The following is a 23,758-nucleotide window of genomic DNA, read 5'->3' on the forward strand; positions in this document are numbered from 1 at the left end:
CCCATGAGCCAGAACAGCTTCAGTTGGCTGATCACCGATTTCGTGCGCCGGGTTCCCGGCGTCGCGCACTCCGTCGTGGTCTCCGCGGACGGCCTCCTGCTGGCAGGTTCGCAGGGCCTGCCGCGGGATCGCGCCGAGCAGTTGTCCGCGGTCGCCTCCGGGCTCGTCAGCCTCACGCAGGGCGCAGCGCGCTGCTTCGAGGCGGGCGACGTCACGCAGACCGTCGTCGAGATGGAGCAGGGCTACCTGTTCCTGATGTCCATCAGCGACGGGTCGTGCTTGGCGGTGTTGGCGGCTCCGAACGCCGACATCGGCCTGGTGGCCTACGAGATGACCTTGCTCGTGGAGCGGGTCGGCAAGCAGCTCACGCCCGAACTGCGCGCGCAATTGCAGGGCATGGTCCGGCGATGATTCTTGCCGTGCCGTTCGAATCGGCGACGTGTGAGGGGGATTCGTCATGAACTCCGGTCCCGATCCGAACTGGGACGGCGACCTGTTCCGGATGTACAACCGCAGTGGCGGAGCCGACTCGTGGCAGGACGACTTCGTCGACGATCCACGCGGGGGACAGCCGGACTCGTGGCCCGGTTCGTCGGGCGGTTCTGACTACAGTCGCGCGCTGTTCGGCGGCCCCGGAGCGGACCTGTTCGGTTCCGGGATGTCGTCGTCCTCGATGCCGTCGGTCTCGTCCGGTTCGGTTCCGGGGCCTTCGAACCCGTCTCCGCCGGATCAGCCTTCGCCGCTGGATCTGCCCTACGGCCACAGCTCGCCCGGTACGGGCGCGCACGGCAGGCAATCGTCCGGCTGGGATTCGCGGGGCTGGGATTCGCAGGCGGGCACCGGTTCCCGTGGGCAAGGTCGGCATGACAGCGGTCCGCCGTCGGGTTCCATGCCGTCCCTGTCGCAGTCCTTGCCGCCCGTGTCGCAGTCGTTGCCGTCGATCTCCGGGTCGATGCCCGCGATCCCCGGCGGGCCGGTGGATCACGGAGAAATGCAGGACACGGGCTCGCTGGTGCGACCCTATGCCCGAACGAGGGGCCGCACCCGCACCGATTATGATCTTGCTATCGAGACGCTGGTCTCCACTAGCGAACGTGGCCGGGGCAAAGCAACCCGGCGACGCCGGAGCACCGCTCCATCTGCGGTCTCTGCATGGAGGCCCGGTCGGTCGCCGAGGTCGCGGCCCACTTGCGGCTGCCTCTGGGTGTGGTGCGGGTGTTGATCGGTGACATGGCCGGACTCGGCTTGGTCCTCATCCACGAGAACGGAATGGTCGTGGGAGACGGACCGTCGATGGAATTCTTGGAGAGGGTGCTCAGTGGCCTCCGGAAGCTCTGATCCCCGGGCGATCATGGACAATCAAAGCAGCGGCAAGACCTCGACCAAGATCGTCGTCGCCGGCGGTTTCGGGGTCGGCAAGACGACCTTCGTCGGCTCGGTCTCCGAGATCATGCCGCTGACGACCGAGGCGGTGATGACCGAGGCGAGCGTGGGGGTCGATGACCTGAGCGCGACGCCCGGCAAGGTCACCACCACGGTCGCGATGGACTTCGGCCGGGTTTCGCTCGACTCTGACCTGATCCTGTACCTGTTCGGCACGCCCGGGCAGCACCGGTTCTGGTTCATGTGGGACGACCTGGTCAAGGGCGCCATCGGCGCCATCGTGCTGGTCGACACCCGCCGCTTGGCGGACGCGTTCGCGTCGATCGACTTCTTCGACGACCGGCAGTTGCCGTACGTCGTCGCGGTGAACACGTTCGACGGCATGTTGCACCACAACATGGAGGACGTGCGCGAGGCGCTGACGATCGACAAGTCGGTGCCGATGATCTCCTGCGACGCCCGGAACCGGGAGTCCACCAAGACGGCGCTGATCACGCTGGTCGAGCACGCGATGCGCCGCCGCTTGGCCGCGCCCGCTTCGTCTTCGAAGTCCCAGGCGAAGAGCTGACAGGCCGGAACGCGGTCCACGGGGAGACCGCGTTCCCGGCTCGGCTCAGCCGTCCAGCGCGCCGCTCTTGAGCGCGCCGAGAAAACCCGCCCACTGCGCGGAATTCGCCGTCAAGTACCCGGCTTCCGGGGCTTTGCTGTCCCGAATCGCCGCAGCGGAACCGGCGAGCGCGACCTCGACGCAGTTGTCGGCGCCCTGCGATCTGGTTGCCTTGCGCCAAGTCCTGCCGCTGAGGTCTGCCATGGTCACTCCGTCGCTTGCTTCAACTCCTTGACCCGCTGATCCAGCATGCGGGCCGTCTGCCGGTCCGAAGCCGCCACCATGCGCAGGTTGTCGAACGCTTTCGCGTGCGCTTCGGTGTGCACAGGCTTGTCCATGTATTCAGCTCCGGTCAAGCCTTCGGAGTACACGAACGTCGCAGGCGGCTCGTCCAGCGTGATCAGCCGGAACGAACTGCCCAGAGCGACGTGCTCACCAGTCGAGAACGGCAAGATCTGCACGGTGACGTTCGATTTCGCCGCGGACTTCCGAAGATGCTGGAGCTGCTCCCGCAGTACCGCTGATCCACCGACCAAGCGGTGCAGCACAGCTTCGCCGAGCACGACCCACACCGTCGGCCCATCCGCTGCCAGCAGGCGTGCTGACCTGGATTTCCGTTCCGCCACAGCGGGTTCCGGATCGACCGTCTCGTCGAGCGGGTTGGACAGCACTGCCCGCGCATAGTCCTCGGTCTGCAAGACCGTTGGGATCAGTTCGGTGTCGTAGACCTTCAACTCCGCCGCAGCGCCTTCCAACGCCACGTAAGTGGAGGCCCAGTCCGGCACTCGCGCCGGTTGATCACGTCGTCGTGCTTCCTTGGCCAGTGCGCGAAGTCGGGTGGTGTCCTCGCTCTCGGTGACGCCGAACATGCCGAGCAGCACGTCGACCTCGGCCGCCGACACGGTGAGATCGCCGCGTTCGACCTTCGTCAGTTTGCTCGGGTACCAGTCGAGCCGTTCGGCGATCTCCTTCGGTTTCACCCCGGATTCGCGCCGCAGGTTCCGCAGGATCAGGCCGACCTGCACGCGGCGGACGGCGGGCCAGGAGTTGTTCATGCCCGCGGATCTTGCCACGAAACGTTCCCGGAACATGATCGCTCGATCGAGCGATTGCCGAATGAAATTTCAAACCGATACGTTTCGGTCATGGTCAAAACCTGGTCGAGATGGCGGGCTCGGCAGCGCTCCCGCCGCTACTGGCGGGAGCTGCACCGGCGTCGGAGCCGCGTCCTGCTCGGGTGATCCCGAGCCATCGATCCGAGTTCGAGCGAGCCGAGAAAGCATTGCGGACAAAGGAGTTTCGCGTGACCGTGCGAGATTTCGGCTGGATGGCCGCCGCTTACGAGTCGCACTGGCACCGCATCATCGGCGTCACCGGCAGCGGTTCGGCGATCGGCGAATGCGGCCACTTCGTGCGCGGCCCGGTGCACCGCAGACTCGACGTCCCGCGCGACCTCCCCAGTGGCCGAGAGCTCTGCACGGCCTGCCTGACCCTCGGCCCTTGCCCCACTGAAGAGTCCGCCGGGCAGGTCGCCGACTCGGCTCCGACTTGGCCGACCTGACCCCCTCTGATCCGGTCCGATGCCGCCTCCCCTCTTCCCCGACCGGCATCGGACCGTTCGCCCGGTCCTCGCGTTCCCCGGCGCGAGGGCCGGGCTCCCCACCCACACCACAAGAGGAGCCCGCATGGCAGCCCCTGGCGACCCCGCTCCCATCGGCCCGCCCATCCCGTCCCGCGTGGACACCGACGTCCTCGGCAGCGGTGTCGGTCCGGATACCGATCCCGAATCGTCGTGACGGCTCGAATCGCAAGCGGCAGCGGCGAAGCTGATTCACACCACGGTGGAAGTGATCCGCTGGGCTGATCAGGTGAGGACCCGGGAGTGCCGTGAATCGCCTGGTACGAGCGATATCGTGCGCGAAACGCGCCGACAGGGGAGGGAGACGCGTTCGTGGTCTATGGCGACCGGCACGTGATGCGGGAACACGAGCAGGCTGCACCGGCGGTCTTCCGAGCCGAGCACATCGAATCCGAGGAACAAGTACCGGAAACGGTCTACCTGCCGTCCCAGCGGGCCACCCGGCAGGACGAGGAAGTGACGCTGGAACTGCGCGACACGGCGCAAGGCGACCGTGCGTTGCTCGCGTTCACCTCACTGCGAGAACTCGTGGACGGCTGCGGCGACGGACAAGCCTGGGTCGCGGTGCGCGGGCATCAGATCGATGATCTTCGCGCTCGTTCGGGAGCGGACGTGATCCTCTGGGATGCGGCGCTGCCGGTGGACGAGCTCCGCACCCGCTACCAGGAGGGGGCGCGATGAGCGGGCTGCACGCCGACCCGGCGCTGCTGGCCGGGCTGGCCTCGAAGCTGCGCGGTGCGAGTGCGGATCTTGAAGGCGGAGCTTCCGAACCACCTGAGACGCAGGCAGGCTCAGTGACCGGTGCTGTCGATGGCGCGATCGCCGTGCTGGCTGAGGCGTTGGGCAATGTCGTCGTCGACGTGGGCGCATTGGGCGATGCCGTGGCGGAGAGTCGCACCGTCTACGCCGAGACCGATTACGAGCAGGCGGCAGCGTTCAAAGCGCAGCAGCTGCAAGCCGAGCAGCCGCGTTAGCGCAGGGGGAGACCGTGGGACTCGACACCGAAGTAAAGGAGACCCTGACAGCCTGACCGCGACCTGCGGCTGGCTGCGCGGACAGGCCGAGCACGCCGACACCACCGGCGACGAGATTCACGGGGTGCGCGGCGATTCCGAGGCCGGTTGGCACGAGCAGGCGGGGGACTCGTTCCGAGCCGTGCTCGACCAGGCGGGGAAGATCGTCGAAAACCTGGCCGGATCGTTGACCGACACCTGCGGCGCGCTGGAAACGCACGCTGACGACTTGCACACCGTCCGAGCTCAAATGCAGCGCGCCCGTGACGTCGCCACCGGAGGCGGCTTGGAGATCAAGGGCTACGAGATCCAGGAGCCCGGCCCAGCGCCGGCGACACCCGAGGTGCTGCCCTCCGACCGCCCTGCCACGCCACAGCAGAAGCAGGACCACGCGGCGGCGACGCAGGCGGCCGCGGCCTTCGAGAAGAAGGCGCAGGCCTACGCGCAGGCGAGCCAGATCGTGAAGGAAGCCAAGAAGAAGGAGAGCGATTCCCAGCACGTGCTGGTGCGTTTCCTGTCCGGCACCTTCGACCCGGCGAAACTGGCACTGACCCTCACCGACATGACCAGCGGCGCCACCGCCGCAGTAGCGGTGCGGACCAGCAAGTTCAAAGAGTTCGCCGAAGTGGCGATGGACAAGGCCGCACGGGCGTCGAAGCTCGCGGCGAGCACCGACCTCAGCTTCGCCAACCGGTCCAAGGCCATCGCCATCCAGGTCACCAACGAGGTGAACGCCAAAGCCGCACTGGACGACGCAGCGGCAACTCGCGCGGCCAGGGTGATCGACCGCTTCCCGGACCGGGTGAAGGCGGGGATCAGGGCGATCGATACAAAGATCGTGCCCAAGCCGGTGAAGACGGGAAGCCCCATTCTCAAAGGCGCCACCAAAGTCGGCTCGAAGCTGCCGATCGTCGGAGGCCTGATCACAGGCTTCGGTGTCTGGTACGACGTTGAGTCCGGGAAAGATCCAGGCCAGGCCATTGCAGGTGGCGGCGCCTCATTCGCGTCCGGCGCGATCGTCGGTGCTGTGGTCGGTGGTCCGGTCGGAGTTGTGGTCGGAGGTCTCGTCGGGGTAGGGGTCGGGTTCGCAGTTGACGAGTTCTGGCCGGACTGACCAGTCTTAGTGCTCGATTCCAGGAAGGCTGATCAGAGTTGCCTGAAGTGTCTCCGAAACCGAACCCGCAGACCGGTGACCCGCGTCCATTGAGAGCGCCGGTCGCCGGTGATTACGGAGGCGACCGCAGGAATCCGTCGAAGGCGAAGTACCCGGCAGCGCCCGAGGAGCACGGTCCCGTGCTCGAATGGCACCAGGGCTCGGTGACCAACTCGGTCATCGGAGGATTCTTCGTCTCCATCCTCGTCTTCGCGTTCGGTTGTCTGCGGGACTGGGGGTTCAGCTGGATGTGGACGATGCCCACACTGTGGATTTTCGTCGCCGCGCCACCGGTGCTCTGGTACTTCCTGGGCCGTAGGACCGGAATCTCCGCCGGTGCCGACTGGTTCGCGGTGAAGGGCGGGCATGTCGACGTCTACGAGCTGACGAAGGTTCAGGTCGTCGGGACCAGCGGCGGCCTGTCGTGGGATCTGGAGCTCGCGGACCGGAAGGGCACCGAGCTCTCCATCAACCTGCGGGAGATCCAGGCGAACCGGGACCTGTGGGACCTCGTCTACAACGGCATCGCCCACTCGGTGAACCGGGGCGCGAAGACCAACCCGAAGGCCCTCGACAAGCTCAAGTTGCGGTGATCAGTCCTCGACGACCGCTACGGATGTGATGCGGTGCAGGGGGAATCGGCCCGGTTCGCCGCTGCCGCGATCCACTCCTTGGAGGACTCCGCCGCCGACGCTGACGGGTTGGACGACGACCTGGCTGGACACGCCGTTGGAGTTGACGAAGCCGAGCCACACGCTGCGCTGCTGGACGGCGGCGTCGCGCAGCAGCCGCAACGTCGCCTCGGCGCTGGGCCTGCCGCGTTCGGGGCTCATGGCGCTGCCCCTGCGGACCGAGCCCGCGCGGTCGCCGGAGCGCATCTGCGCGATGAGCTCCGCTAGTTGCTCCTCGCCGGGCGGGGCGGGCAGCGTCGCCTGCTGTGTCGTCTTGGCGCGGCCGCGCACCCGGTGGCCGTCCGAACGCAGGTCCAGGATCTGGCCGTCGGGGCCTTCGGCGGCGGGGGCGAAACCGGCGGCGCGCAAGCCGTCCAGCACCTCCACCAGCGGCAGCGGGCTCACCAGGACGGTCGGGGCGATGCGGCGCAGTTCCAGCTCGCCGATGCGTGGGCTCGCCAGCACTTCCGCCAGCAGCACCGAATCGTCGCAGCGCAAGAAGGCCGATGCGGTGCCCGCCCGGAGCCTGCCGTGCCTGCGGGCCACATCGTCGATCAAGTACGTCAAGCCCTGCGGGATGGGCGTGCGGGACCGGTCGCGGAACAGGGCGTGCAGCTCGTCGGCACTGCGGCCCGCGTCCAGCGCGCGGCGCACGCTGCTCTCGCTCACCCGGTAGACGGTGGCGCTGCCCGCGGACTCCACGTCGGCGACGAGGTTCATGTCCGCCGCCAGATCCGGTTCCAGCCTGCCGGGCGCGACGACCGTCAGATCCGCCTGCACCAGCACGTGATCCAGCGGTTCCGGCAGCGCCGAGGTGAGCACCTGCGCCGCGGCACCGGCATCGTCGAACAGCACCGCGCGCCCGGCACCGGACAACGCGCCGAGCGCGACGATGCCCAGCGCCGTCGCCTCCCGCAGCGTCCAGCGCACCAGGTCGTCGCGCAGCCGTCCGCCGCGACGCGGGGCACGCCAGGCCAGCACGGCCGCCACGTCGTCGGCGCCGCGCACGCCGTGGCCGCCGGGAAGTTCGTCGAGCAGGCCCAGGATCCGGTGCCGGTCGCGGGGCGCCAGCGGGCGGCGCAATTCCTCGGACAGCGGTCCCAGCAGGCGGTCCTTCTCGTCCCGCGCCCCGATCAGGCCCGGTAGCCGGGGCAGCTCCACCCAGCTCTTCGCCAGCGGAGCCCACCGCTGCTCCGGGCCGGACGCCAGCCACGTGTCGGCGCCGTAGGTGAGCGTCCACTGCGGTTCGGAGCCGTCGGTGGCGGCGATCAGGTTCGCGGCCACCGCCAGCTCCACCAGCAGCGACACCCGAGCCTCGTCGACTTCGAGTTCCTTCGCGGCGCGGCGGACGTCGCGCACCCCGATGCCGCCGGAACGCAGCACGTCCGGCGGGTCCTCGCTCCACAGGTGCAGCATCGACTCCAAGTGCCGCAGCAGCTCCAGCACCTCGCCCGCGGCGGTGGAATCCACCGTGGACCGGTCGTGTTCGACGAGGTCGAGCAGCGGTTCCTCCGGCTCCACCAGGCCCATCGGGTTGTCGCCGCGGACCGCGAACGCGAGCTGCCGGGGCAACTCCACGGTCTCGGTGTCGCGACGCAGCAGCAGGCCCTTCGCGAGCAGCCGCTGCACCGGGGTCGCCGCCTCGTCCGCGGTGATTCCGCGCCCGGCGTCCTTGGTGCGCCCGATCGGGCGGGGACCGGCGAGTTTCGTGACGAGGTCGCGTTCCTGCTCGTCCAGTTCGGCGAGCGCGGCGTGGGCGGCTTCCGGGTCGAGATCGTCGGCCGGGCGGCCCAGGCCTGCCGGGAAGGCGGGCAGCGCCTCCCTTGCGGTGGGCACGACGGCGATCTCGGAGTCCTCACCCCAGGCCAGCGCGCGATGGCGCAGGTCCTGCACCGTTCGCCGAGTCCGCTGCGGAGTCACCTCGGCGCCCAGCAGCTCGGCCACCGCCTCCAGCGTGACCGGCGCGGAGTCCGCGTCCAGCAGCACGAGCGCTTCCAAGGTGGACAGGGCGAACGAGTCCAGGTCCTCGCAGGCGCGCGCCACCGAGGAGCGCACCCCCGCGCGGGTCGCCAGCACGGACGTGTCCGCGGGCGGGGGCGTGGCCAGGTCGGGCCGCATGCGCAGCAACGCCATGAGGTCCTCGTCGCCGCGTGCGCGCAGGGAGTCCGCGAGTGAAGCCATCCCCGCCACGATACCGAGTCGGCCCTGCACACCTGCTCGGATCGTGAGCGATCCGGCACGGCGAGCATCCGGCGGCGCGACGCAGCCGGTGATCCGCGTCGTATCGGGCAGGGCGGGGTTCGATCGCGGCGCCCGATCGGGCAAACTGGTGGTCGTACGCCCACGACGACTTTCCGGAGGATCACCGTGGCCGGTGGCAACGCGAAGAAGGACCGCATCGACCCGACGTGGCCGCACGTGGGCGACGGGGAGCACCCGGTCAGCGAGCTGGTCGCCGACAAGCAGGGCGCGCTGTCGCCGTTCGGCGACGTCACGTTCCCCTTCGACGAGGGCACGTTCCCGTACGAGCACCCCGTCACCAAGATCAACAAGTGACTTCGTAGCGGCCTCGGCCGCGCACGCCTCCGGCCCCGGATCTCGCTCGGCGGATCCGGGGCCGTTGTGCGTCCAGGGGCTCCCTGTCAAGACCGACTCGTCGGTAACCGTGCCGGACGTCGATCACACTTGAGAAAGTTCTAGTCTTTTTCTCAGCCGGGTGAAGTTCAATGGCTTTGGTGGGCGCTGGATCTTGCCGTAGCCGCGAGTGGTGTGCTTCAGGCCCGGTGTTCAAGCTGAAACTTCACGCGCGACAGGGGTGTGGCCATGCCGGTTCCAGGTCCGGGGTACTCGATCACGGTCCGAGTGGAGGCGCCGCCGTCGGCCAGCGCCGCCGGTGACCTCGCCAGCGCCATCGGGCGTGCGGGCGGCGTGATCACCGCGTTCGACGTCGTCGAATCGCACACCGACCGCATCGTCGTGGACATCACCTGCAACGCGCTGTCCGCCGACCACGCCAACGACATCACCGACCGGCTCGGTGAACTGCCCGGTGTGAAGGTCCGCAAGATCTCCGACCGGACCTTCCTGGTCCACCTCGGCGGCAAGATCGAAGTGAGTTCGCGGGTCGCGCTCGCCAACCGCGACGACCTCTCCCGCGCCTACACGCCCGGTGTGGCCCGGGTGTGCACCGCGATCGCCGAGAACCCGGAGGACGCCCGGCGGCTGACGATCAAGCGGAACTCGGTCGCCGTGGTCACCGACGGCTCCGCCGTGCTCGGACTCGGCAACATCGGCCCGGAGGCCGCGCTGCCCGTGATGGAGGGCAAGGCCGCGCTGTTCAAGAAGTTCTCCGGCGTCAACGCCTGGCCGGTGTGCCTGGACACCCAGGACACCGAGGAGATCATCCGCGCGGTCGAGCTCATCGCGCCCGTCTACGGCGGCATCAACCTGGAGGACATCGCCGCGCCGCGCTGCTTCGAGATCGAGGCGCGGCTGCGGGACAAGCTGAACATCCCGGTGTTCCACGACGACCAGCACGGCACCGCCATCGTGGTGCTCGGCGCGCTGCGCAACGCGCTGCGGGTCGTCGGCAAGGACATCGAGGACGCCCGCATCGTCGTCTGCGGTGTCGGTGCCGCGGGCTCGGCGATCATCCGGCTGCTGCAGCACAAGAAACCCGCCGACATCATCGCCGTGGACATCGACGGCATCGTGCACGGCGCCCGCGGCGACGAGGACGAGAACCTGCGCTCCATCGCGGCGGGCACCAACGCCGACGGGCGCACCGGCACCCTGTCCGACGCGGTCAACGGGGCCGACGTGTTCATCGGCGTGTCCGCGCCGAACCTGCTCCGCGCCGACGATGTGGCCAGCATGAACGACGACGCGATCGTGTTCGCGCTGGCCAACCCGGACCCGGAGATCGACCCGCTGGAGGCGCAGCAGCACGCCAAGGTCGTCGCCACCGGCCGCAGCGACTACCCGAACCAGATCAACAACGTGCTGGCGTTCCCCGGTTTCTTCCGCGGACTGCTCGACGCGCACGCGCACGAGATCACCGACGACATGATGATCGCGGCCTCGAACGCGATCGCCGACGTCGTCGACGGTGAGGAGCGGGTCAACCCGTCGTTCATCGTGCCGAGCGTCTTCGACACGGCGGTCGCGCCCGCCGTCGCCGAAGCCGTCCGCAAGGCCGCCATCGCGGGCCGCACCGAACAGCCCTCCGCCGGTGGTTCCTCCATGCCTTGGTCCATGGCCGAAGACCTCGACTACTGACCTGTCCTGGTCGTTCCGCTCTGGTGGCCGGGTAGCGGAACCTCAGCGCTCTTCTCGCTGCGGGAGCGATCTTCGAGTGGCTCCGCCACGCGCAACATTGCTGTGCTCGCGGGAAGAACGCTGAGAACTCGCTGGTGGCCGACTTGCCCTGGTGGTCGCTGCCGAGCGGTTTCGCCGCTGACAGGACAAGGGTCGCGCCTCGCCGGGGCGGTACGTGGTGTGAGCCCTGTGCGGATGGGGGCGGGGCGGGCTCTTAAGGTTTGCGGTATGGCGCAGGACGAGCTCACGCACGTGGACGAGTCGGGGGCGGCTCGCATGGTCGACGTCTCCGAGAAGGAGGCGACCGCGCGCACCGCCGTGGCCACCGGGATCGTGCGCACCACGGCCGAAGTCCTCGCGCTGGTGCGGCGGGACGGGCTGCCCAAGGGCGATGCGCTGGCGACCGCGCGGATCGCCGGGATCATGGCGGCGAAGCGCACTCCCGACCTCGTCCCGCTGTGCCATCCGATCGCGCTGTCCGGCGTCAAGGTGCAGCTGGACCTCGGGGACGCGGAGGTCCGGATCACGGCGACGGTGCGCACCACCGACCGGACCGGTGTCGAGATGGAGGCGCTGACCGCCGTCACCGGTGCCGGGCTCGCGCTGCACGACATGATCAAAGCGGTCGATCCGGCCGCGGTGCTCGACGCCGTCCGCGTCGAACGCAAAGAAGGCGGCAAAACGGGCACCTGGGTTCGCGAGGACTGATCAATCGGCCGTCGGCGGCGGCTCGTAGGCTGGACCTAGTGCAGCGACGTCCGCTCCGTCGCGCCTGCCCGGCGATCGCAAGGAGTTCCGCCCATGTCAGCACGCACCGCTCGTGTCGTGGCCGCGTCGAACCGTGCCGCGGCAGGCGTCTACACCGACCGCACCGGACCGGTCATCGTCGAATGGCTGCGGGAGCGCGGCTTCGAGGTCGGCGACCCGCTGGTCGTGCCGGACGGTGAGCCGGTGGGGCGAGCGCTGCGGGAGGCCGTGGACGCCGAGGTCACCGTGGTGATCACCACCGGCGGCACCGGGATCAACCCGACCGACCGCACTCCCGAGGTCACCGGCGAAGTGCTGGACTACGAGGTTCCGGGCTTGGCCGACGCGGTGCGTTCGGCCGGTCTGCCGCAGGTGCCGACGGCGGTGCTCTCCCGCGGGACGGCCGGGGTGAGCGGGCGGACACTGATCGTGAACCTGCCGGGATCTCGCGGCGGCGTCGCCGACGGGCTCGGCGTGCTCGACGGAGTGCTCGATCACGCCGTGGACCAGCTCCGCGGCGGTGATCACGCGCCCGGCGGCGGGGTCGAACCGGGCGCCTCGGACTCTCACGAGCACTCGGCCGCCGGGTCGGGCGCGGCCGCCGTGCTGCTGGCCGAGGTCGCCGACCGCCCGCTGCGAGTCGCGGACTTGGAGCGGCTGGTGGAGGACCGGGCCGCGGGCGCGGTCGTCACCTTCGGCGGCGTGGTGCGGGATCACGATGGCGGGCGCGGCGTGACCGAGCTCGAATACGTCGGGCATCCCAGCGCCGACGAGGTGATCCGCGAGGTCGCCACCGAGCTGGCCGGCCGCTACGACGGAGTCCGAGCCTTGGCGGTCGCGCACCGCGTGGGCCTGCTGGGGATCGGCGACGTCGCCTTGGCCTGCGCCGTAGCCGCCGAACACCGCAAGGAGGCGTTCGCGGTGTGCGCCGAACTCGTCGACGAGGTGAAGCGCCGCCTCCCGATCTGGAAGCGCCAGGTCTTCACGGACGCATCGGAAGAATGGGTCAACTGCCCCTGAGATCGTCTCTGCGCAGTCCGCGGCGGCGCCCAGCAGGGGAACCCCGGTTCCGCTTTCGATCTCGCTGACGACGTTCCTTGAGCGTTTCAGCCCCATCCAGGTCTCAACGAGGCAACGATCGAGGCTCACTTCACCCGCCCCGGAGCCTCACCCCCACCGAGAACCTCAAGATCCCGCCTCCCGCCCTTTCACGGCGAGCGCCGAACCCCAAGCCTCAAAGCCACCACCGAACCCGAATCCTGACGACGAGCCGTGCTTTCGGCGGCGAAGCCCCCAAAAGGCCGAGCAAAGCCCCGCTTGCCTTGCGGCCGAGGGCCGTGCCGTGCGGCGTAGCCGTGCTTGTGGCGGCGAAGTCCGCGAAGGGCGGGCGAAGCCCCGCTTGCCTTGCGGCCGAGGGCCGTGCCTTGCGGCGTAGCCGTGCTTTTGGCGGCGAAGTCCGCGAAGGGCGGGCGAAGCCCCGCCTGCCTTGCGGCCGAAGGCCGTGCCTGTATGTGCGAAGCACATAGCCCACGTCAAAAAGCCGCTCACCCGCGGGTTCTCAGTGAGCCTCTCGCGAGGACAGCTTTTTCCCTCGTGGCGGAGCCACTTGGGAAAAAGATCCCGCAGCGAGAGGCTCACTGAGGTTCCGCCACCCGACCACCAAAGCAAAAAGAGCCGTGCACCCCCCAAAAAAGTGAAACGGGACCCTGCCGCTGGGGGTGGCGGCAGGGTCCCGGGTTGTGGAGGGGCCGGGCCGGCCCGCACGGGGGGACGGGCCGGGCTTCCGACTCCTCGCCAGGTTCATGGACCTGGCCGGGTGATCACTTGATGTCGAGCTGCTGACCCGGGAAAATCATGTTCGGGTCGTTGAGCACGCTGCTGTTCTTCTCGAAGATGTCCTGGTAGTCGACGCCGTACTGGCTGGCGATCTTGCCCAGGGTGTCACCGGTCTGCACCGTGTAGTCGGCACCGTTGGACTTCACGGTGGACTTCTTGGTGGACTTCTTGGAGCTCGAGCTCTCGCTCTTCTTCGACGAGGAGCTCTTCTCCGAGGAACCGCTCGACTTGTTGCTGGTGCTGCCGCTGGTCCAGCTGGTCTTCGAGGTGCAGCCGGGCCATGCGCCCGAGCCCTGCGAGGCGAGGACCTTCTCGGCGACCGCGATCTGCTCTTCGCGGCTGGCGTCCTTGGCGTTCGACGCGTACTGGGTGCCGCCGTACGCGGCCCAGGTGGACGGGGTGAACTGGAGACCGCCGGAGAAGCCGTTTCCGGTGTTGGCGTTCCAGTTCCCGCTGCTCTCGCACTGCGCGAGCTTGTCCCAGTCAGCGGCGTTGGCGGGTGCTGCGACCGCGATCGGGGCGGCGACCACGGCACCTGCGATGGCCAGCCGTGCGGCGTTGCGGGCGATGCCGGCGGTGGAAGGTTTGCGGTGCTTGCCTTCGTAGCGAGTCATTTCCCTCTCCTGCCGCGCTTGCGAGGTGAGCCGTCGGGTTCGGGCTGAAGCAGCCCGGCCGGCTCGGGAGCCGGCTTCACCCGCCGGGCGTTCGGGGCGCCCAGTGGTGGTTCCCTCGCCCCTGTCCGGTGGGTTCTTTCGGGGGTGGGAAGCCCGCCGGACAGGGTTCGGCGCTGCGGGCTTCCGTGGTCCTTGCTGATCGGTTCGGGGCCGACCGGAGAGCGACACTACGTAACCGATCGGCGAAGCGGAAATCTGAACATATGTGACGGTCGTCACAGTAACGATGGCTCGGGGGTGTCCGATCTCGATCGTTTGTCCTGATCAGAGCGTCGTTATCAAGTCGTTTCCGGGCCGAGATCGATCACCGTCAGTGAGGCGTGGCTCACCTCTTCGGCGCCCCTGAAACCTGCTCGTTGAGTGCTCGTCACTTTGCGAGCCGCCTGAATCGAGTCCGGAACACGCGTGGATCCGCGGGATTTTGTGATCACGCACTGATCAATCGAAGTGACGCTGAGTCATTGTGGACCTCGGTCGAGTGATCGAGTCGGCGAGATCGCGAACGGCGTCGCGGGATCGGTTCGAAGATCAAGAGACGGTCGCCGGAACGGCCGCAGAACAGCGGTGCGCATCCACTCGATCGCACACCGAAATGTCACCCGGAGGAGTGTGTCAGACACGCCGGGGAGTGTTGTATCCGCGCACGCGCGCCTGCGCGGGCGGATCAATAAGGAGAAGACTCGATCGCCGCAGTCGTTCAGCCACCCGCGAACGGCGGCAGCACGTCCAGCTCATCGCCCTCGCCCACCGGGGTCGAGCGGTCGCGCACCGCGACTCCGTTGAGCAGGAAGCTGCAGGCGGGCACGACGCTCGCCAACCGCTCGTCGTGCGCGGCCAGCACCGCGTCGATCACGTCGTCGGCCCGCACCGGACCCGGCGAGCCCGCGGAGACCGTCAGCGTTTCCTCGGCCACACCTGCCGCGGCCCTGGCTCCGGCGAAGTACCGCACCCGTACCGCCAGCGCCGTCGGCGCACCTTCGAACTGCACCGTCATGGCTGGTCAGCCTCCGATCGCGCTCATCGGGCGGGACGGCTGGGCGAACCCGTCATCGTCCATCCCGTGTCCGGCCTTCTTGGCCCACATCGTCTCCTGCCACAGCCGAGCCAGTTCGTCGTCCCCGGCGCCGTCGCGCAGCGGGGCGCGCAGATCGGTCTCGGTGGTGGAGAACAGGCAGGACCGCAGCTGCCCGTCGGCGGTGAGCCGGGTGCGGTCGCAGTCCGCGCAGAACGGCCGCGTCACCGAGCCGATCACGCCGACCGTGCCCGGGCCGCCGTCGACGAGCCAGCGCTCGGCGGGTGCCGAGCCGCGCTCGGCGACGTGCGGGGTGAGGGTGAACTCCTCGCTCAGCCGCTCCAAGATCTCGTCCGCGGTGATCATCTGGTCGCGGTCCCAGCCGTGCTGCGGGTCCAGTGGCATCTGCTCGATGAACCGCAGCTGGTACCCCTGCTCCAGGCAGAACCGCAGCAGGTCACCGGCTTCGTCGTCGTTCACGCCGCGCAGCAGCACCGCGTTCACCTTGACCGGTTCCAGGCCGGTCGCCTTCGCCGCGGCGAGTCCGTCGAGCACGTCGTCGAAACGGTCCCGGCGGGTCAGCTGGTGGAAGGTGTCGGCGCGCAGCGTGTCCAGCGAGACGTTGACCCGGTCCAGTCCGGCCTCGACCAGCGCGTCGGCGTGCCTGCGCAGGTTGATTCCGTTGGTGGTCAACGAAGTTCTCGGATTCCCGGTCAGTGCGCTGGTGGCGCCGATGACGTCCACCAGGTCCTGGCGCAGCAGCGGTTCGCCGCCGGTGAACCGCACGTTGGTGACTCCGAGGGTCTCCACGGCGATCCGGATCAGCCGGTTCATTTCCTCGGTGTTGAGCATTTCCTGGCGTTTCAGCCACGGCAGGCCCTCTGCGGGCATGCAGTAGGTGCAGCGCAGATTGCACTTGTCGATCAACGAAACGCGAAGGTCGGTGGCCACACGGCCGAATCGGTCGACCAGTGCCGGGGTGTCCGGACGAGTCGATGTGTCGGTCGTGGGGCGCACGGCCGGGATGCCCAGGTCCACTGCGGTCACTCTTCGAGCGTAACCCCGCCCGGAGGGGTATTTCGATCGTCGTGCGGGCTTTATCGTGCTGCCGCGGCGGATTCCTCACCAGCGGAAATCCACAGCGGACGGGACTCGAGTCCGCATCCGCGTGTTCGATGACACTGTCTCATCCGCAGTTGCGGCAGTAATCTCTCGGCTGTGCCGCATTATCGGATTTCCGAAGCCGCCGGGCTGCTCGGCGTCAGCGACGACACCGTTCGCCGCTGGGCCGACGGCGGGCAGCTCCCCACCGAGCGCGACGGTTCCGGTCGCCTCGTGATCGACGGTGCCGACCTGGCCGAGTTCGCCCGTGAACAGGCGCGTGCCGTGCCCGATCCCTCCGGCGTGGGCCGCTCGGCCCGCAACCGGCTCGTCGGGCTGGTCACCGAGGTCGTCTCGGACCGGGTGATGTCCCAAGTGGAGTTGCAGTGCGGTCCGCACCGGGTGGTGTCGCTGATGAGCACCGAGGCCGTGCGGGAGCTGGGGCTGGAACCGGGAGTGCTGGCGGTGGCGGTGGTCAAGTCGACCGCCGTGGTGGTGGAAACGCCGGGAGGCTGACGTGATCGGATCCAGAGTTGTCGTGGCATTGGCCGGATTCGCGCTGTTACTGGCCGGGTGCTCGGCCGGCGGCTCCGAGCAGGCGCAGGGCGAGCGGACGGTCACGGTGCTCGCCGCGGCCTCGCTCACGGAGTCCTTCGACGAGCTCGCAGGCCGATTCGAGGCGGAGAACCCGGGGGTGCGGGTGCAGCTGGACTACGCGGGCTCGTCCACGCTGGTCGAGCAGCTGACGCAGGGGCGCCGCGCCGACGTGTTCGCCTCGGCGGACACCAAGAACATGGACAAGGCGAGCAAGGCGGGCGTGACGGGCGCCGAGCCGCAGGTCTTCGCGACGAACGAGCTGACGATCGCGGTGCCGAAGGGCAACCCGGACCACATCGCCTCGCTGGCCGACCTCAACGCGCCGGGCAGGCTCGTCGTGCAATGCGCGCCGCAGGTCCCGTGCGGTTCGGCGGCGCAGACCGTGGAACAGGCGGCGGGCCTGCGGATCAACGCGGCCAGCGAGGAGAACGACGTGAAGTCGGTGCTGCGCAAGGTGACCGCGGGCGAGGCCGACGCGGGCCTCGTCTACGTGACGGACGCGAAGGCCGCCGCCGACCAGGTGCAGAGCGTGGAGTTCCCGGAGTCCCAGCGGGCGATCAACGACTATCCGATCGTGTCGCTCAAGGACGCCCCGGAACCGGAGCTGGGCGCGCGGTTCCTGGACTACGTGCGCGGCCCGGTCGGGAAGGAAGTGCTCACGGCGCACGGTTTCGGCGCCGAATGAGGCCGAACCGGATGCGGCGCGCGCCCTCGGTGGGCATGCCGGGTGTGCTGTGGGTGCCCGCGGCGCTCGCACTGGCGTTGATCGTGCTGCCGGTGCTGGGCCTGCTCACCCGCGTCGATCCGGCGCGGCTGCCCGCGTTGCTGACGAGTTCGGCGGCCGTGGACGCGCTGGACCTGTCGGTGCGCACCTCGCTGGTGGCGACCGTGTTGTCGTTGGTGTTCGGCGGGCCGCTGGCGGTGGTGCTGGCGCGGGCGCGGCTGCGCGGAGTGCGGGTGCTGCGGGCGGTGGTGCTGCTGCCGCTGGTGCTGCCGCCGGTCGTGGGCGGGCTGGCGTTGCTGTACCTGCTGGGCCGGACCGGTCCGCTGGGTGGGCTGTTGGACGACGCCGGGCTCCGGCTGCCTTACACGACGGCGGCGGTGGTGCTGGCGCAGACGTTCGTGGCGATGCCGTTCCTGGTGGTGGGGCTGGAGGGCGCGCTGCGTTCGGCCGACGCCCGTTACGAGCAGGTGGCGGCGACGCTCGGTGCCGGGCCGTGGTTGACGTTCCGGCGGGTCACGTTGCCGATGCTGCTGCCCGCGCTGGGCTCGAGCGTGGTGCTCACTTTCGCCCGCGCGCTGGGCGAGTTCGGCGCGACGATCACGTTCGCGGGCAGCCTGCAGGGCACCACGCGCACGTTGCCGTTGGCCATCTACACCACCGCTCAGTCCGACGTGGACGCCGCGGTGGCGATGTCGTTGCTGCTGGTGGTGCTGGCTCTGCTGGTGATCGGCTTGGCGGGCACGAAGGCAGTGGAGGGACGCGCGTGACCGGTCTGCACGCCCGAATCGAGTTCGCCCGCCCCGAGTTCACCCTTCGCGCCGAGCTGGCCGTGGCGCCGGGGGAGGTGCTGGCGGTGCTCGGCCCCAACGGGGCGGGCAAGTCGACGCTGCTGTCGGTGCTGTCGGGGCTGCTCGTTCCGGATCGCGGCCGGGTGGCTCTGGGCGAGCACGTCTGGTGCGACGCGGAGCGTGCGCGGCAGGTGCCGACGCACCGGCGGGGTGTCGGCCTGCTGGCGCAGAGCGCGTTGTTGTTCCCCCGCATGTCGGTGCTGGAGAACGTGGCTTTCGGCCCCCGGGCCGCCGGTGTCGGCAAGTCCGAGGCGCGGGAGACGGCTCGGCGCTGGCTGGCCGAAGTGGACGCCGCCGAGTTCACCGACCGCCGCCCGGCGCAGCTGTCCGGCGGCCAGGCGCAGCGCGTCGCGCTCGCTCGCGCGCTGGCGGCCTCCCCGAGCCTGCTGCTGCTGGACGAACCGCTGGCCGCGCTGGACGTGGACTCCGCGCCCGCCGTCCGCGGCCTGCTGCACCGGGTGCTCAAGCAGCAGCGGCAGCCGACGGTGCTGGTCACCCACGACGTGCTTGATGCCGTGGTGCTGGCCGATCGGGTCGCGGTGCTGGTGGACGGGCGGATCATCGAGCAGGGACCGACGCGACGGGTGCTGACCCGGCCGGAGGCGGCGTTCACGGCCCGCATCGCCGGGCTCAACCTGCTCACCGGTGCCGCCGCCGACGGCGGGCTCGTGTTCGGCGACATCCCGGTCACCGGCCGCGCCGAGGAAGATTCGGAACCGGGGGAGCAGGCCGCGGCGGTGTTCTCGCCGTCGGCGGTCGCGGTGCACCGGGAACGTCCGCACGCCAGCCCGCGCAACGCCGTGCCGGTGCGGATCAACGCGCTGGAGCCGCGTGGTGACGTGGTGCGGTTGCGCGCTGAGACGCGCTCGCCGGAGGCGGTGGTGCTGGCGGCCGACGTGACCCCGGCGGCCGTCGCCGACCTGGGGTTGAGCGTCGGTGACGACGTATTTTTCGTGGTTAAGGCCGCCGAAGTAGCCATTCACCCGGTGTCGGGAGGATCATCTGGGGCGTGACTGAGGAAGCGCCCTGGACGTACTTGATGGACATGGACGGCGTGCTGGTGCACGAGGAGCACATGGTGCCCGGAGCCGATCGGTTCCTGGCCGAGCTCCGCGAGCACGGGCTGCCGTTCATGGTGTTCACGAACAACTCGATCTTCACCCGCGTGACCTGCGGGCGCGGTTGCTGCGCACCGGCCTGGACATCCCGGAGTCGGCGATCTGGACCTCCGCGCTGGCGACGGCCCAGTTCCTGGAGAAGCAGCGTCCCGGAGGCAGTGCGCACGTCGTCGGCGAATCCGGTTTGACGACCGCGCTGCACAACATCGGCTACGTGCTCACCGACCGCGACCCGGACTACGTGATCCTGGGCGAGACCCGCACGTACAGCTTCGAGGCGATCACCAAGGCGATCCGGCTCGTGGAGGGCGGTGCGCGGTTCATAGCCACCAACCCGGATGAGAAGGGGCCGAGCCGGGAGGGCACGTTGCCCGCGACGGGCGCGGTCGCCGCGCTGATCGAGCGGGTGACCGGCCGGGCGCCGTACTACGTGGGCAAGCCGAATCCGCTGATGATGCGGTCGGCGCTGCGGGCGCTGGGGTCGCATTCGGAGAACACGCTGATGATCGGCGACCGGATGGACACCGACGTGCGCTCCGGCCTGGAGTCCGGCATGCAGACGATCCTGGTGCTCACCGGGATCTCGGATGTGAACACCGCGGAGCTGTTCCCGTACCGCCCCACCAAGGTGATCAACTCCATCGCCGATCTGGTCGACCACACCGCCGACCCCTTCGGCGCCTGAGCACCGCACCGGAGTCAACGGACCGTTCGTCCAGTGGGATTGGGCCGAACGGTCCGTTGGCTCGGGTGGGTTTGTGGGGTGAGCGGACCGTTTGTCCAGTGGGATTGGGCGAACGGTCCGTTGGCTCGGGTGGGTTTGTGGGGTGAGCGGACCGTTTGTCCAGTGGGATTGGGCGAACGGTCCGTTGGCTCGGGAGGGCCTGTGAAGCGAGCGGCCCCTCCGCCCGGTCTCGGGCGAAGGGGCCGCTGGTCGGTCAGCCTCGGGTGGGGAGGCGGTCGTCGGAGTCGATGATCGCCTTGCCCATCGGGAACAGCGACACGGGGATCAGCTTGAAGTTGGCGATGCCCAGCGGGATCCCGATGATCGTGATGCATTGCGTGATGCCGGTGACGATGTGCCCGATCGCGAGCCACCAACCGGCCAGCAGCAGCCACAGCACGTTCCCGATCGCGGAGAACGAACCGGCCCCCGGCTCGTCGACGAGCCGACGCCCGAACGGCCACAGCGCGAAGTTCGCCATCCGGAACGAGGCGATCCCGAACGGGATGCCGATGATCGTGATGCTCAGGACGATGCCGGCCACGGCGTAGCCCAGGGCCAGCCACAGCCCGCCGAAGATCAACCAGATGACGTTCAGCAGCAATTGCATGCCCCGAGCTTGCCATGATCATCCGGCGGGTTGTTCAGGTGCCGCCCCTGAGCTCTCCCCCAGGCGCCCCTGAGGGCTTCGCGCCGGATGTTCAGACGCGGAGGTCGCCTTCGAGGATGGTGACGGCCCGGCCGCGCAGTCCGACCCGCTCACCGCGCGGGGTCGCGCGGACGAGCCCGCCGCGTGCCGAGACCTGTTCGCCGACGAGTTCCGCACCGGACTCCCGCCCCAGCTCAGCCGCCCAGTACGGGGCCAGCTTGCAGTGCGCGGAGCCGGTCACCGGGTCCTCCGGGATGCCGGAGGCGGGCGCGAAGAACCTGCTCACGAAGTCCACCCCGTCCCGATCGCCTTCGGCGGTGACGATCACGCCCCGCCGGTCCCAGCGGCCGATGAGCTCCAGGTCCGGTTCGAGCTCGCGCACTTCGGCGGCGGTGGCGACTCGCACGAGCAGGTCGTCCGAGGTCGTCAGCACCGCTTCGACGGTCACGCCGGGCAGTGCCGCCGCCAGGTCGGCGGGGGCCTCCGCCGGGCTGGGCGTGTTCGCCGGGAAGTCCATCCCGATCCAGCCGTCCCCGGCGTCGGTGCAGGTCAGCTCGCCGCTTCGGGTGCTGAACCGCTGGTCGCCGCCGAGCGCGTGCGCGGTCGCGAGCGTGGCGTGCCCGCACAGGTCGACTTCGGTGGTGGGGGTGAACCAGCGCAGCGGTTTCGGTTCGGTGCCGTCGAGGACCACGAACGCCGTTTCGGCGTGCTTCATCTCGGCGGCCACCGATCGCATCCACGCCTCGGAGGCGGGGGCGTCGAGCAGCACGACGCCTGCCGGGTTGCCGCTGAAGGGGGTTTCGGTGAAGGAATCCACGACGAAGATGCGCACCCGGGCAGCCTACGGCGGCTCAGGGCAGGGCGAGGAGGCTGACTGACGATCGCCGTCCCGACTCCGGTGGAGATCCGGCGCCGGCGGCCGGAACCCGGCGAGGAGTACCCCAGCCACCCCCATCAGGCCGGAGTCGTGGAGACGATCAGTGTCATCTCGGGGCGGCTGGTCCTGGTCGTCGACGGCACCGAGCACGTCGTCGAGGCCGGAGGGACCGCTAGCTTCGCCGGGGACGCCGCGCACGCTTACCGCGGTTCCGGCCAGGAGATCCGCGAGCTGATCATGACCGTGCAGCTGCCGCCGGGCGGCCCCGCCGCCGGCTGACCCGAGCGACCCCGCGGCGTCTCGCCAGGTCGGCTCGATCCCTCGATTTTCCGCCGTTCGTGGGTGAGCATGAGTGACCTGCACCATGCGGATCGGGGAGGTCACTGTGGACACCACCGGAACAGCGGAACCCAGCTACGACTCCGGCATCTCCGAAGTGCCGCTGCTCGGCGACACCATCGGCGGCAACCTGGACCGCACCGCCGCCCGGGTGCCCGGGCGCGATGCGCTGGTCGAGCACACGAGCGGCCGCCGCTGGACCTACGCCGAGTTCGTCGCCGACGTGGACGCGCTGGCCATCGGTCTGCTCGAAGGGGGCATCGGCAAGGGCGACCGGGTGGGCGTGTGGTCGCCGAACCGCGCGGAGTGGACGCTCACCCAGTACGCGACGGCGAAGATCGGCGCGATCCTGGTCAACATCAACCCGTCCTACCGGCTGCACGAGCTGGAGTTCGTGCTCAATCAGGCCGGGGTGCGGATGTTGGTGTCGGCGCAGCGGTTCAAGACCTCCGAGTACACCGCGATGATCGAACAGGTGCGGCCGAGCTGTCCCGGCCTGGAGCAGGTCGTGTTGTTCGACGACTCCACCTGGGACTCGTTGTTCGAGCGGGGCCGGGCGGGTGATCCGGCGCGGCTGGCGACGGCGGGGGCCGAGCTCGGCGCCGACGATCCGATCAACATCCAGTACACCTCGGGCACCACCGGGTTCCCGAAGGGCGCGACGCTGTCGCACCACAACATCCTCAACAACGGGTTCTTCGTCGGCGAGCTCTGCGGCTACTCGGAAGTCGATCGGGTCGCCGTCGTGCCGCCCTTCTACCACTGCTTCGGGATGGTGATGGGCAACTTGGCCTGCACCAGCCACGGCGCGGCGATGATCATTCCGTCCGAGGGGTTCGACGCCGGAACGGCCTTGGCGGCGGTCGCGGCCGAGCGCTGCACCTCGCTGTACGGGGTGCCGACGATGTTCATCGCCGAACTCGACCACCCGGACTTCGCGAGCTTCGACCTGAGTTCGCTGCGCACCGGCATCATGGCCGGTTCACCCTGCCCCGCCGAGGTGATGAAGCAGGTCATCGACCGGATGGGCATGAGCGAGGTGTCCATCTGCTACGGCATGACCGAGACCAGCCCCGTGTCGACCCAGACCCGCGCGGACGACTCCCTGGACCGCCGCGTCTCCACCGTCGGACGGGTCGGCCCGCACCTGGAGGTGAAGGTCATCGACCCGGTCACCGGGCTCACGGTGCCGCGCGGGGAGGCGGGGGAGCTGTGCACGCGCGGGTATTCGGTGATGCTGGGCTACTGGGAGCAGGCGGACAAGACCGCCGAGGTCATCGACAGCGCCCGCTGGATGCACACGGGCGATCTGGCGGTGATGGACTCCGCCGGGTACGTCAGCATCACCGGGCGCATCAAGGACATGGTGATCCGCGGCGGTGAGAACGTGTATCCGCGGGAGATCGAGGAGTTCCTCTACACCCATCCCGACATCGTGGACGCCCAGGTCATCGGCGTCCCCGACAAGCGCTTCGGGAGGAGCTGATGGTGTGGGCGCGGCTGCGCGCCGGAGCCCCGGAACTCACCGCCGAAGCACTGCGCGAGTTCTGCACCGGCAAGCTCGCGCACTACAAGATTCCGCGCTACGTCCACGTCGTCGACGACTTCCCGATGACCGTCACCGGCAAGATCCGCAAGGTCGAAATGCGCCAACAGGCAAAGACCCTGCTCGATCTGGACGACTGAACCCGTGTGGACGATCTGTCCCCACCCTTGACCGCACCCCGTT

General features: G+C 69.2%; 24 protein-coding genes and 4 pseudogenes. 20 read left to right on the forward strand and 8 right to left on the reverse strand.

Translation table 11 applies throughout. The annotated features are described in order from the left end of the window. The first annotated feature begins 3 nt into the window (after positions 1-3). The 3 genes and pseudogenes from H2Q94_RS02145 (at position 4) to H2Q94_RS02155 (ending at position 1,951) form a co-directional block, all read left to right on the forward strand. Positions 4-411 (forward strand): roadblock/LC7 domain-containing protein, encoded by a 408-nt coding sequence (locus H2Q94_RS02145; RefSeq protein WP_184485825.1) that lies wholly within the window; start codon positions 4-6, stop codon positions 409-411. Positions 412-457: 46 nt separating this feature from the next. Continuing rightward, positions 458-1,338 (forward strand): annotated as a pseudogene (locus H2Q94_RS31080) (DUF742 domain-containing protein). 13 nt (positions 1,339-1,351) lie between these two features. Beyond that, complete coding sequence (locus H2Q94_RS02155; protein WP_243791443.1) at positions 1,352-1,951, forward strand: GTP-binding protein; 600 nt, start codon at positions 1,352-1,354, stop codon at positions 1,949-1,951. A gap of 45 nt (positions 1,952-1,996) precedes the next feature. On the opposite strand, the gene H2Q94_RS02160 is transcribed toward H2Q94_RS02155, so the two are convergent. Next, positions 1,997-2,194, reverse strand: a complete 198-nt coding sequence (locus H2Q94_RS02160; protein WP_243791445.1) for a DUF397 domain-containing protein — start codon at positions 2,192-2,194, stop codon at positions 1,997-1,999. A gap of 2 nt (positions 2,195-2,196) precedes the next feature. Further along, positions 2,197-3,045, reverse strand: coding sequence for a helix-turn-helix domain-containing protein (locus H2Q94_RS02165; RefSeq protein ID WP_243791447.1), 849 nt, complete (start codon positions 3,043-3,045; stop codon positions 2,197-2,199). Between the two features lie 248 nt (positions 3,046-3,293). Here H2Q94_RS02165 and H2Q94_RS02170 point away from each other — a divergent pair, with 248 nt between their 5' ends. From H2Q94_RS02170 to H2Q94_RS02190, 5 genes are all read left to right on the forward strand, one after another. Then, positions 3,294-3,551, forward strand: coding sequence for a hypothetical protein (locus H2Q94_RS02170; protein WP_243791450.1), 258 nt, complete (start codon positions 3,294-3,296; stop codon positions 3,549-3,551). Positions 3,552-3,941: 390 nt separating this feature from the next. After that, positions 3,942-4,310 (forward strand): SAV_915 family protein, encoded by a 369-nt coding sequence (locus H2Q94_RS02175; RefSeq protein WP_243791452.1) that lies wholly within the window; start codon positions 3,942-3,944, stop codon positions 4,308-4,310. Beyond that, on the forward strand, positions 4,307-4,603 hold the full coding sequence (locus H2Q94_RS02180; RefSeq protein ID WP_243791454.1) for a hypothetical protein: 297 nt from the start codon (positions 4,307-4,309) through the stop codon (positions 4,601-4,603). The genes H2Q94_RS02175 and H2Q94_RS02180 overlap by 4 nt, the downstream gene beginning before the upstream one ends. A gap of 325 nt (positions 4,604-4,928) precedes the next feature. Next, entirely contained in the window at positions 4,929-5,756 is an 828-nt protein-coding gene (locus tag H2Q94_RS02185) for a hypothetical protein (RefSeq protein WP_243791457.1), read from the forward strand. A gap of 179 nt (positions 5,757-5,935) precedes the next feature. Next, positions 5,936-6,388, forward strand: coding sequence for a hypothetical protein (locus H2Q94_RS02190; RefSeq protein ID WP_243791459.1), 453 nt, complete (start codon positions 5,936-5,938; stop codon positions 6,386-6,388). Here the strand turns inward: H2Q94_RS02190 and H2Q94_RS02195 are convergent, their stop codons facing one another. Next, a complete protein-coding gene (locus H2Q94_RS02195) occupies positions 6,389-8,647 on the reverse strand; it encodes a helicase-associated domain-containing protein (RefSeq protein WP_243791461.1) in 2,259 nt (752 codons plus the stop codon). Between the two features lie 186 nt (positions 8,648-8,833). Here H2Q94_RS02195 and H2Q94_RS02200 point away from each other — a divergent pair, with 186 nt between their 5' ends. From H2Q94_RS02200 to H2Q94_RS02215, 4 genes are all read left to right on the forward strand, one after another. Then, entirely contained in the window at positions 8,834-9,022 is a 189-nt protein-coding gene (locus H2Q94_RS02200; protein ID WP_184483282.1) for a hypothetical protein, read from the forward strand. A gap of 267 nt (positions 9,023-9,289) precedes the next feature. Beyond that, a complete protein-coding gene (locus H2Q94_RS02205) occupies positions 9,290-10,744 on the forward strand; it encodes an NAD-dependent malic enzyme (protein ID WP_243791463.1) in 1,455 nt (484 codons plus the stop codon). A gap of 267 nt (positions 10,745-11,011) precedes the next feature. After that, a complete protein-coding gene (moaC, locus tag H2Q94_RS02210) occupies positions 11,012-11,491 on the forward strand; it encodes a cyclic pyranopterin monophosphate synthase MoaC (RefSeq protein WP_243791466.1) in 480 nt (159 codons plus the stop codon). A gap of 93 nt (positions 11,492-11,584) precedes the next feature. Beyond that, the gene (locus H2Q94_RS02215; RefSeq protein WP_243791469.1) at positions 11,585-12,550 is read left to right on the forward strand and encodes a molybdenum cofactor biosynthesis protein MoaE; all 966 of its coding nucleotides are present in this window, start codon (positions 11,585-11,587) and stop codon (positions 12,548-12,550) included. A gap of 800 nt (positions 12,551-13,350) precedes the next feature. Here H2Q94_RS02215 and H2Q94_RS02220 read toward each other — a convergent pair. The 3 genes from H2Q94_RS02220 to moaA all read right to left on the reverse strand — a co-directional run bounded on the left by H2Q94_RS02220 (position 13,351) and on the right by moaA (position 16,090). Further along, positions 13,351-13,980, reverse strand: a complete 630-nt coding sequence (locus H2Q94_RS02220) for a transglycosylase family protein (RefSeq protein ID WP_243791471.1) — start codon at positions 13,978-13,980, stop codon at positions 13,351-13,353. A gap of 757 nt (positions 13,981-14,737) precedes the next feature. Further along, positions 14,738-15,034 carry a MoaD/ThiS family protein gene (locus tag H2Q94_RS02225; RefSeq protein WP_243791473.1) on the reverse strand — a complete coding sequence of 99 codons (297 nt, stop codon included), beginning with the start codon at positions 15,032-15,034 and terminating at the stop codon, positions 14,738-14,740. Positions 15,035-15,040: 6 nt separating this feature from the next. Then, positions 15,041-16,090 carry a GTP 3',8-cyclase MoaA gene (moaA, locus tag H2Q94_RS02230; protein ID WP_243795479.1) on the reverse strand — a complete coding sequence of 350 codons (1,050 nt, stop codon included), beginning with the start codon at positions 16,088-16,090 and terminating at the stop codon, positions 15,041-15,043. A 180-nt stretch (positions 16,091-16,270) separates the two neighbouring features. Between moaA and H2Q94_RS02235 the strand changes: the two genes are divergently transcribed. The 6 genes and pseudogenes from H2Q94_RS02235 (at position 16,271) to H2Q94_RS02255 (ending at position 20,125) form a co-directional block, all read left to right on the forward strand. Beyond that, entirely contained in the window at positions 16,271-16,669 is a 399-nt protein-coding gene (locus H2Q94_RS02235) for a TOBE domain-containing protein (protein WP_243791476.1), read from the forward strand. A gap of 1 nt (position 16,670) precedes the next feature. Further along, positions 16,671-17,435, forward strand: coding sequence for a molybdate ABC transporter substrate-binding protein (gene modA, locus H2Q94_RS02240; protein ID WP_243791479.1), 765 nt, complete (start codon positions 16,671-16,673; stop codon positions 17,433-17,435). A 35-nt stretch (positions 17,436-17,470) separates the two neighbouring features. Beyond that, on the forward strand, positions 17,471-18,241 hold the full coding sequence (locus H2Q94_RS02245; RefSeq protein WP_243795480.1) for an ABC transporter permease: 771 nt from the start codon (positions 17,471-17,473) through the stop codon (positions 18,239-18,241). A 62-nt stretch (positions 18,242-18,303) separates the two neighbouring features. Further along, positions 18,304-18,720 (forward strand): annotated as a pseudogene (locus H2Q94_RS31085) (ATP-binding cassette domain-containing protein); the annotation flags it as partial. Between the two features lie 363 nt (positions 18,721-19,083). Further along, positions 19,084-19,335, forward strand: coding sequence for a TOBE domain-containing protein (locus H2Q94_RS31090; protein ID WP_407075537.1), 252 nt, complete (start codon positions 19,084-19,086; stop codon positions 19,333-19,335). 26 nt (positions 19,336-19,361) lie between these two features. Next, positions 19,362-20,125 (forward strand): annotated as a pseudogene (locus tag H2Q94_RS02255) (HAD-IIA family hydrolase). 253 nt (positions 20,126-20,378) lie between these two features. Here the strand turns inward: H2Q94_RS02255 and H2Q94_RS02260 are convergent. Both H2Q94_RS02260 and H2Q94_RS02265 read right to left on the reverse strand, forming a co-directional pair. Beyond that, complete coding sequence (locus H2Q94_RS02260; protein WP_243791481.1) at positions 20,379-20,774, reverse strand: YccF domain-containing protein; 396 nt, start codon at positions 20,772-20,774, stop codon at positions 20,379-20,381. 91 nt (positions 20,775-20,865) lie between these two features. Further along, entirely contained in the window at positions 20,866-21,645 is a 780-nt protein-coding gene (locus H2Q94_RS02265; RefSeq protein ID WP_243791483.1) for a PhzF family phenazine biosynthesis protein, read from the reverse strand. A 66-nt stretch (positions 21,646-21,711) separates the two neighbouring features. Here H2Q94_RS02265 and H2Q94_RS02270 point away from each other — a divergent pair, with 66 nt between their 5' ends. Together H2Q94_RS02270 and H2Q94_RS02275 are read left to right on the forward strand one after the other, a co-directional pair. Continuing rightward, a complete protein-coding gene (locus H2Q94_RS02270; protein WP_243791485.1) occupies positions 21,712-21,969 on the forward strand; it encodes a cupin domain-containing protein in 258 nt (85 codons plus the stop codon). 85 nt (positions 21,970-22,054) lie between these two features. After that, positions 22,055-23,715, forward strand: a pseudogene (locus tag H2Q94_RS02275) (AMP-binding protein). The last annotated feature ends 43 nt before the right edge of the window (positions 23,716-23,758 follow it).

Source organism: Saccharopolyspora gloriosae, assembly GCF_022828475.1.
In the GTDB taxonomy this organism is placed as follows: Bacteria; Actinomycetota; Actinomycetes; order Mycobacteriales; family Pseudonocardiaceae; genus Saccharopolyspora_C; species Saccharopolyspora_C gloriosae_A.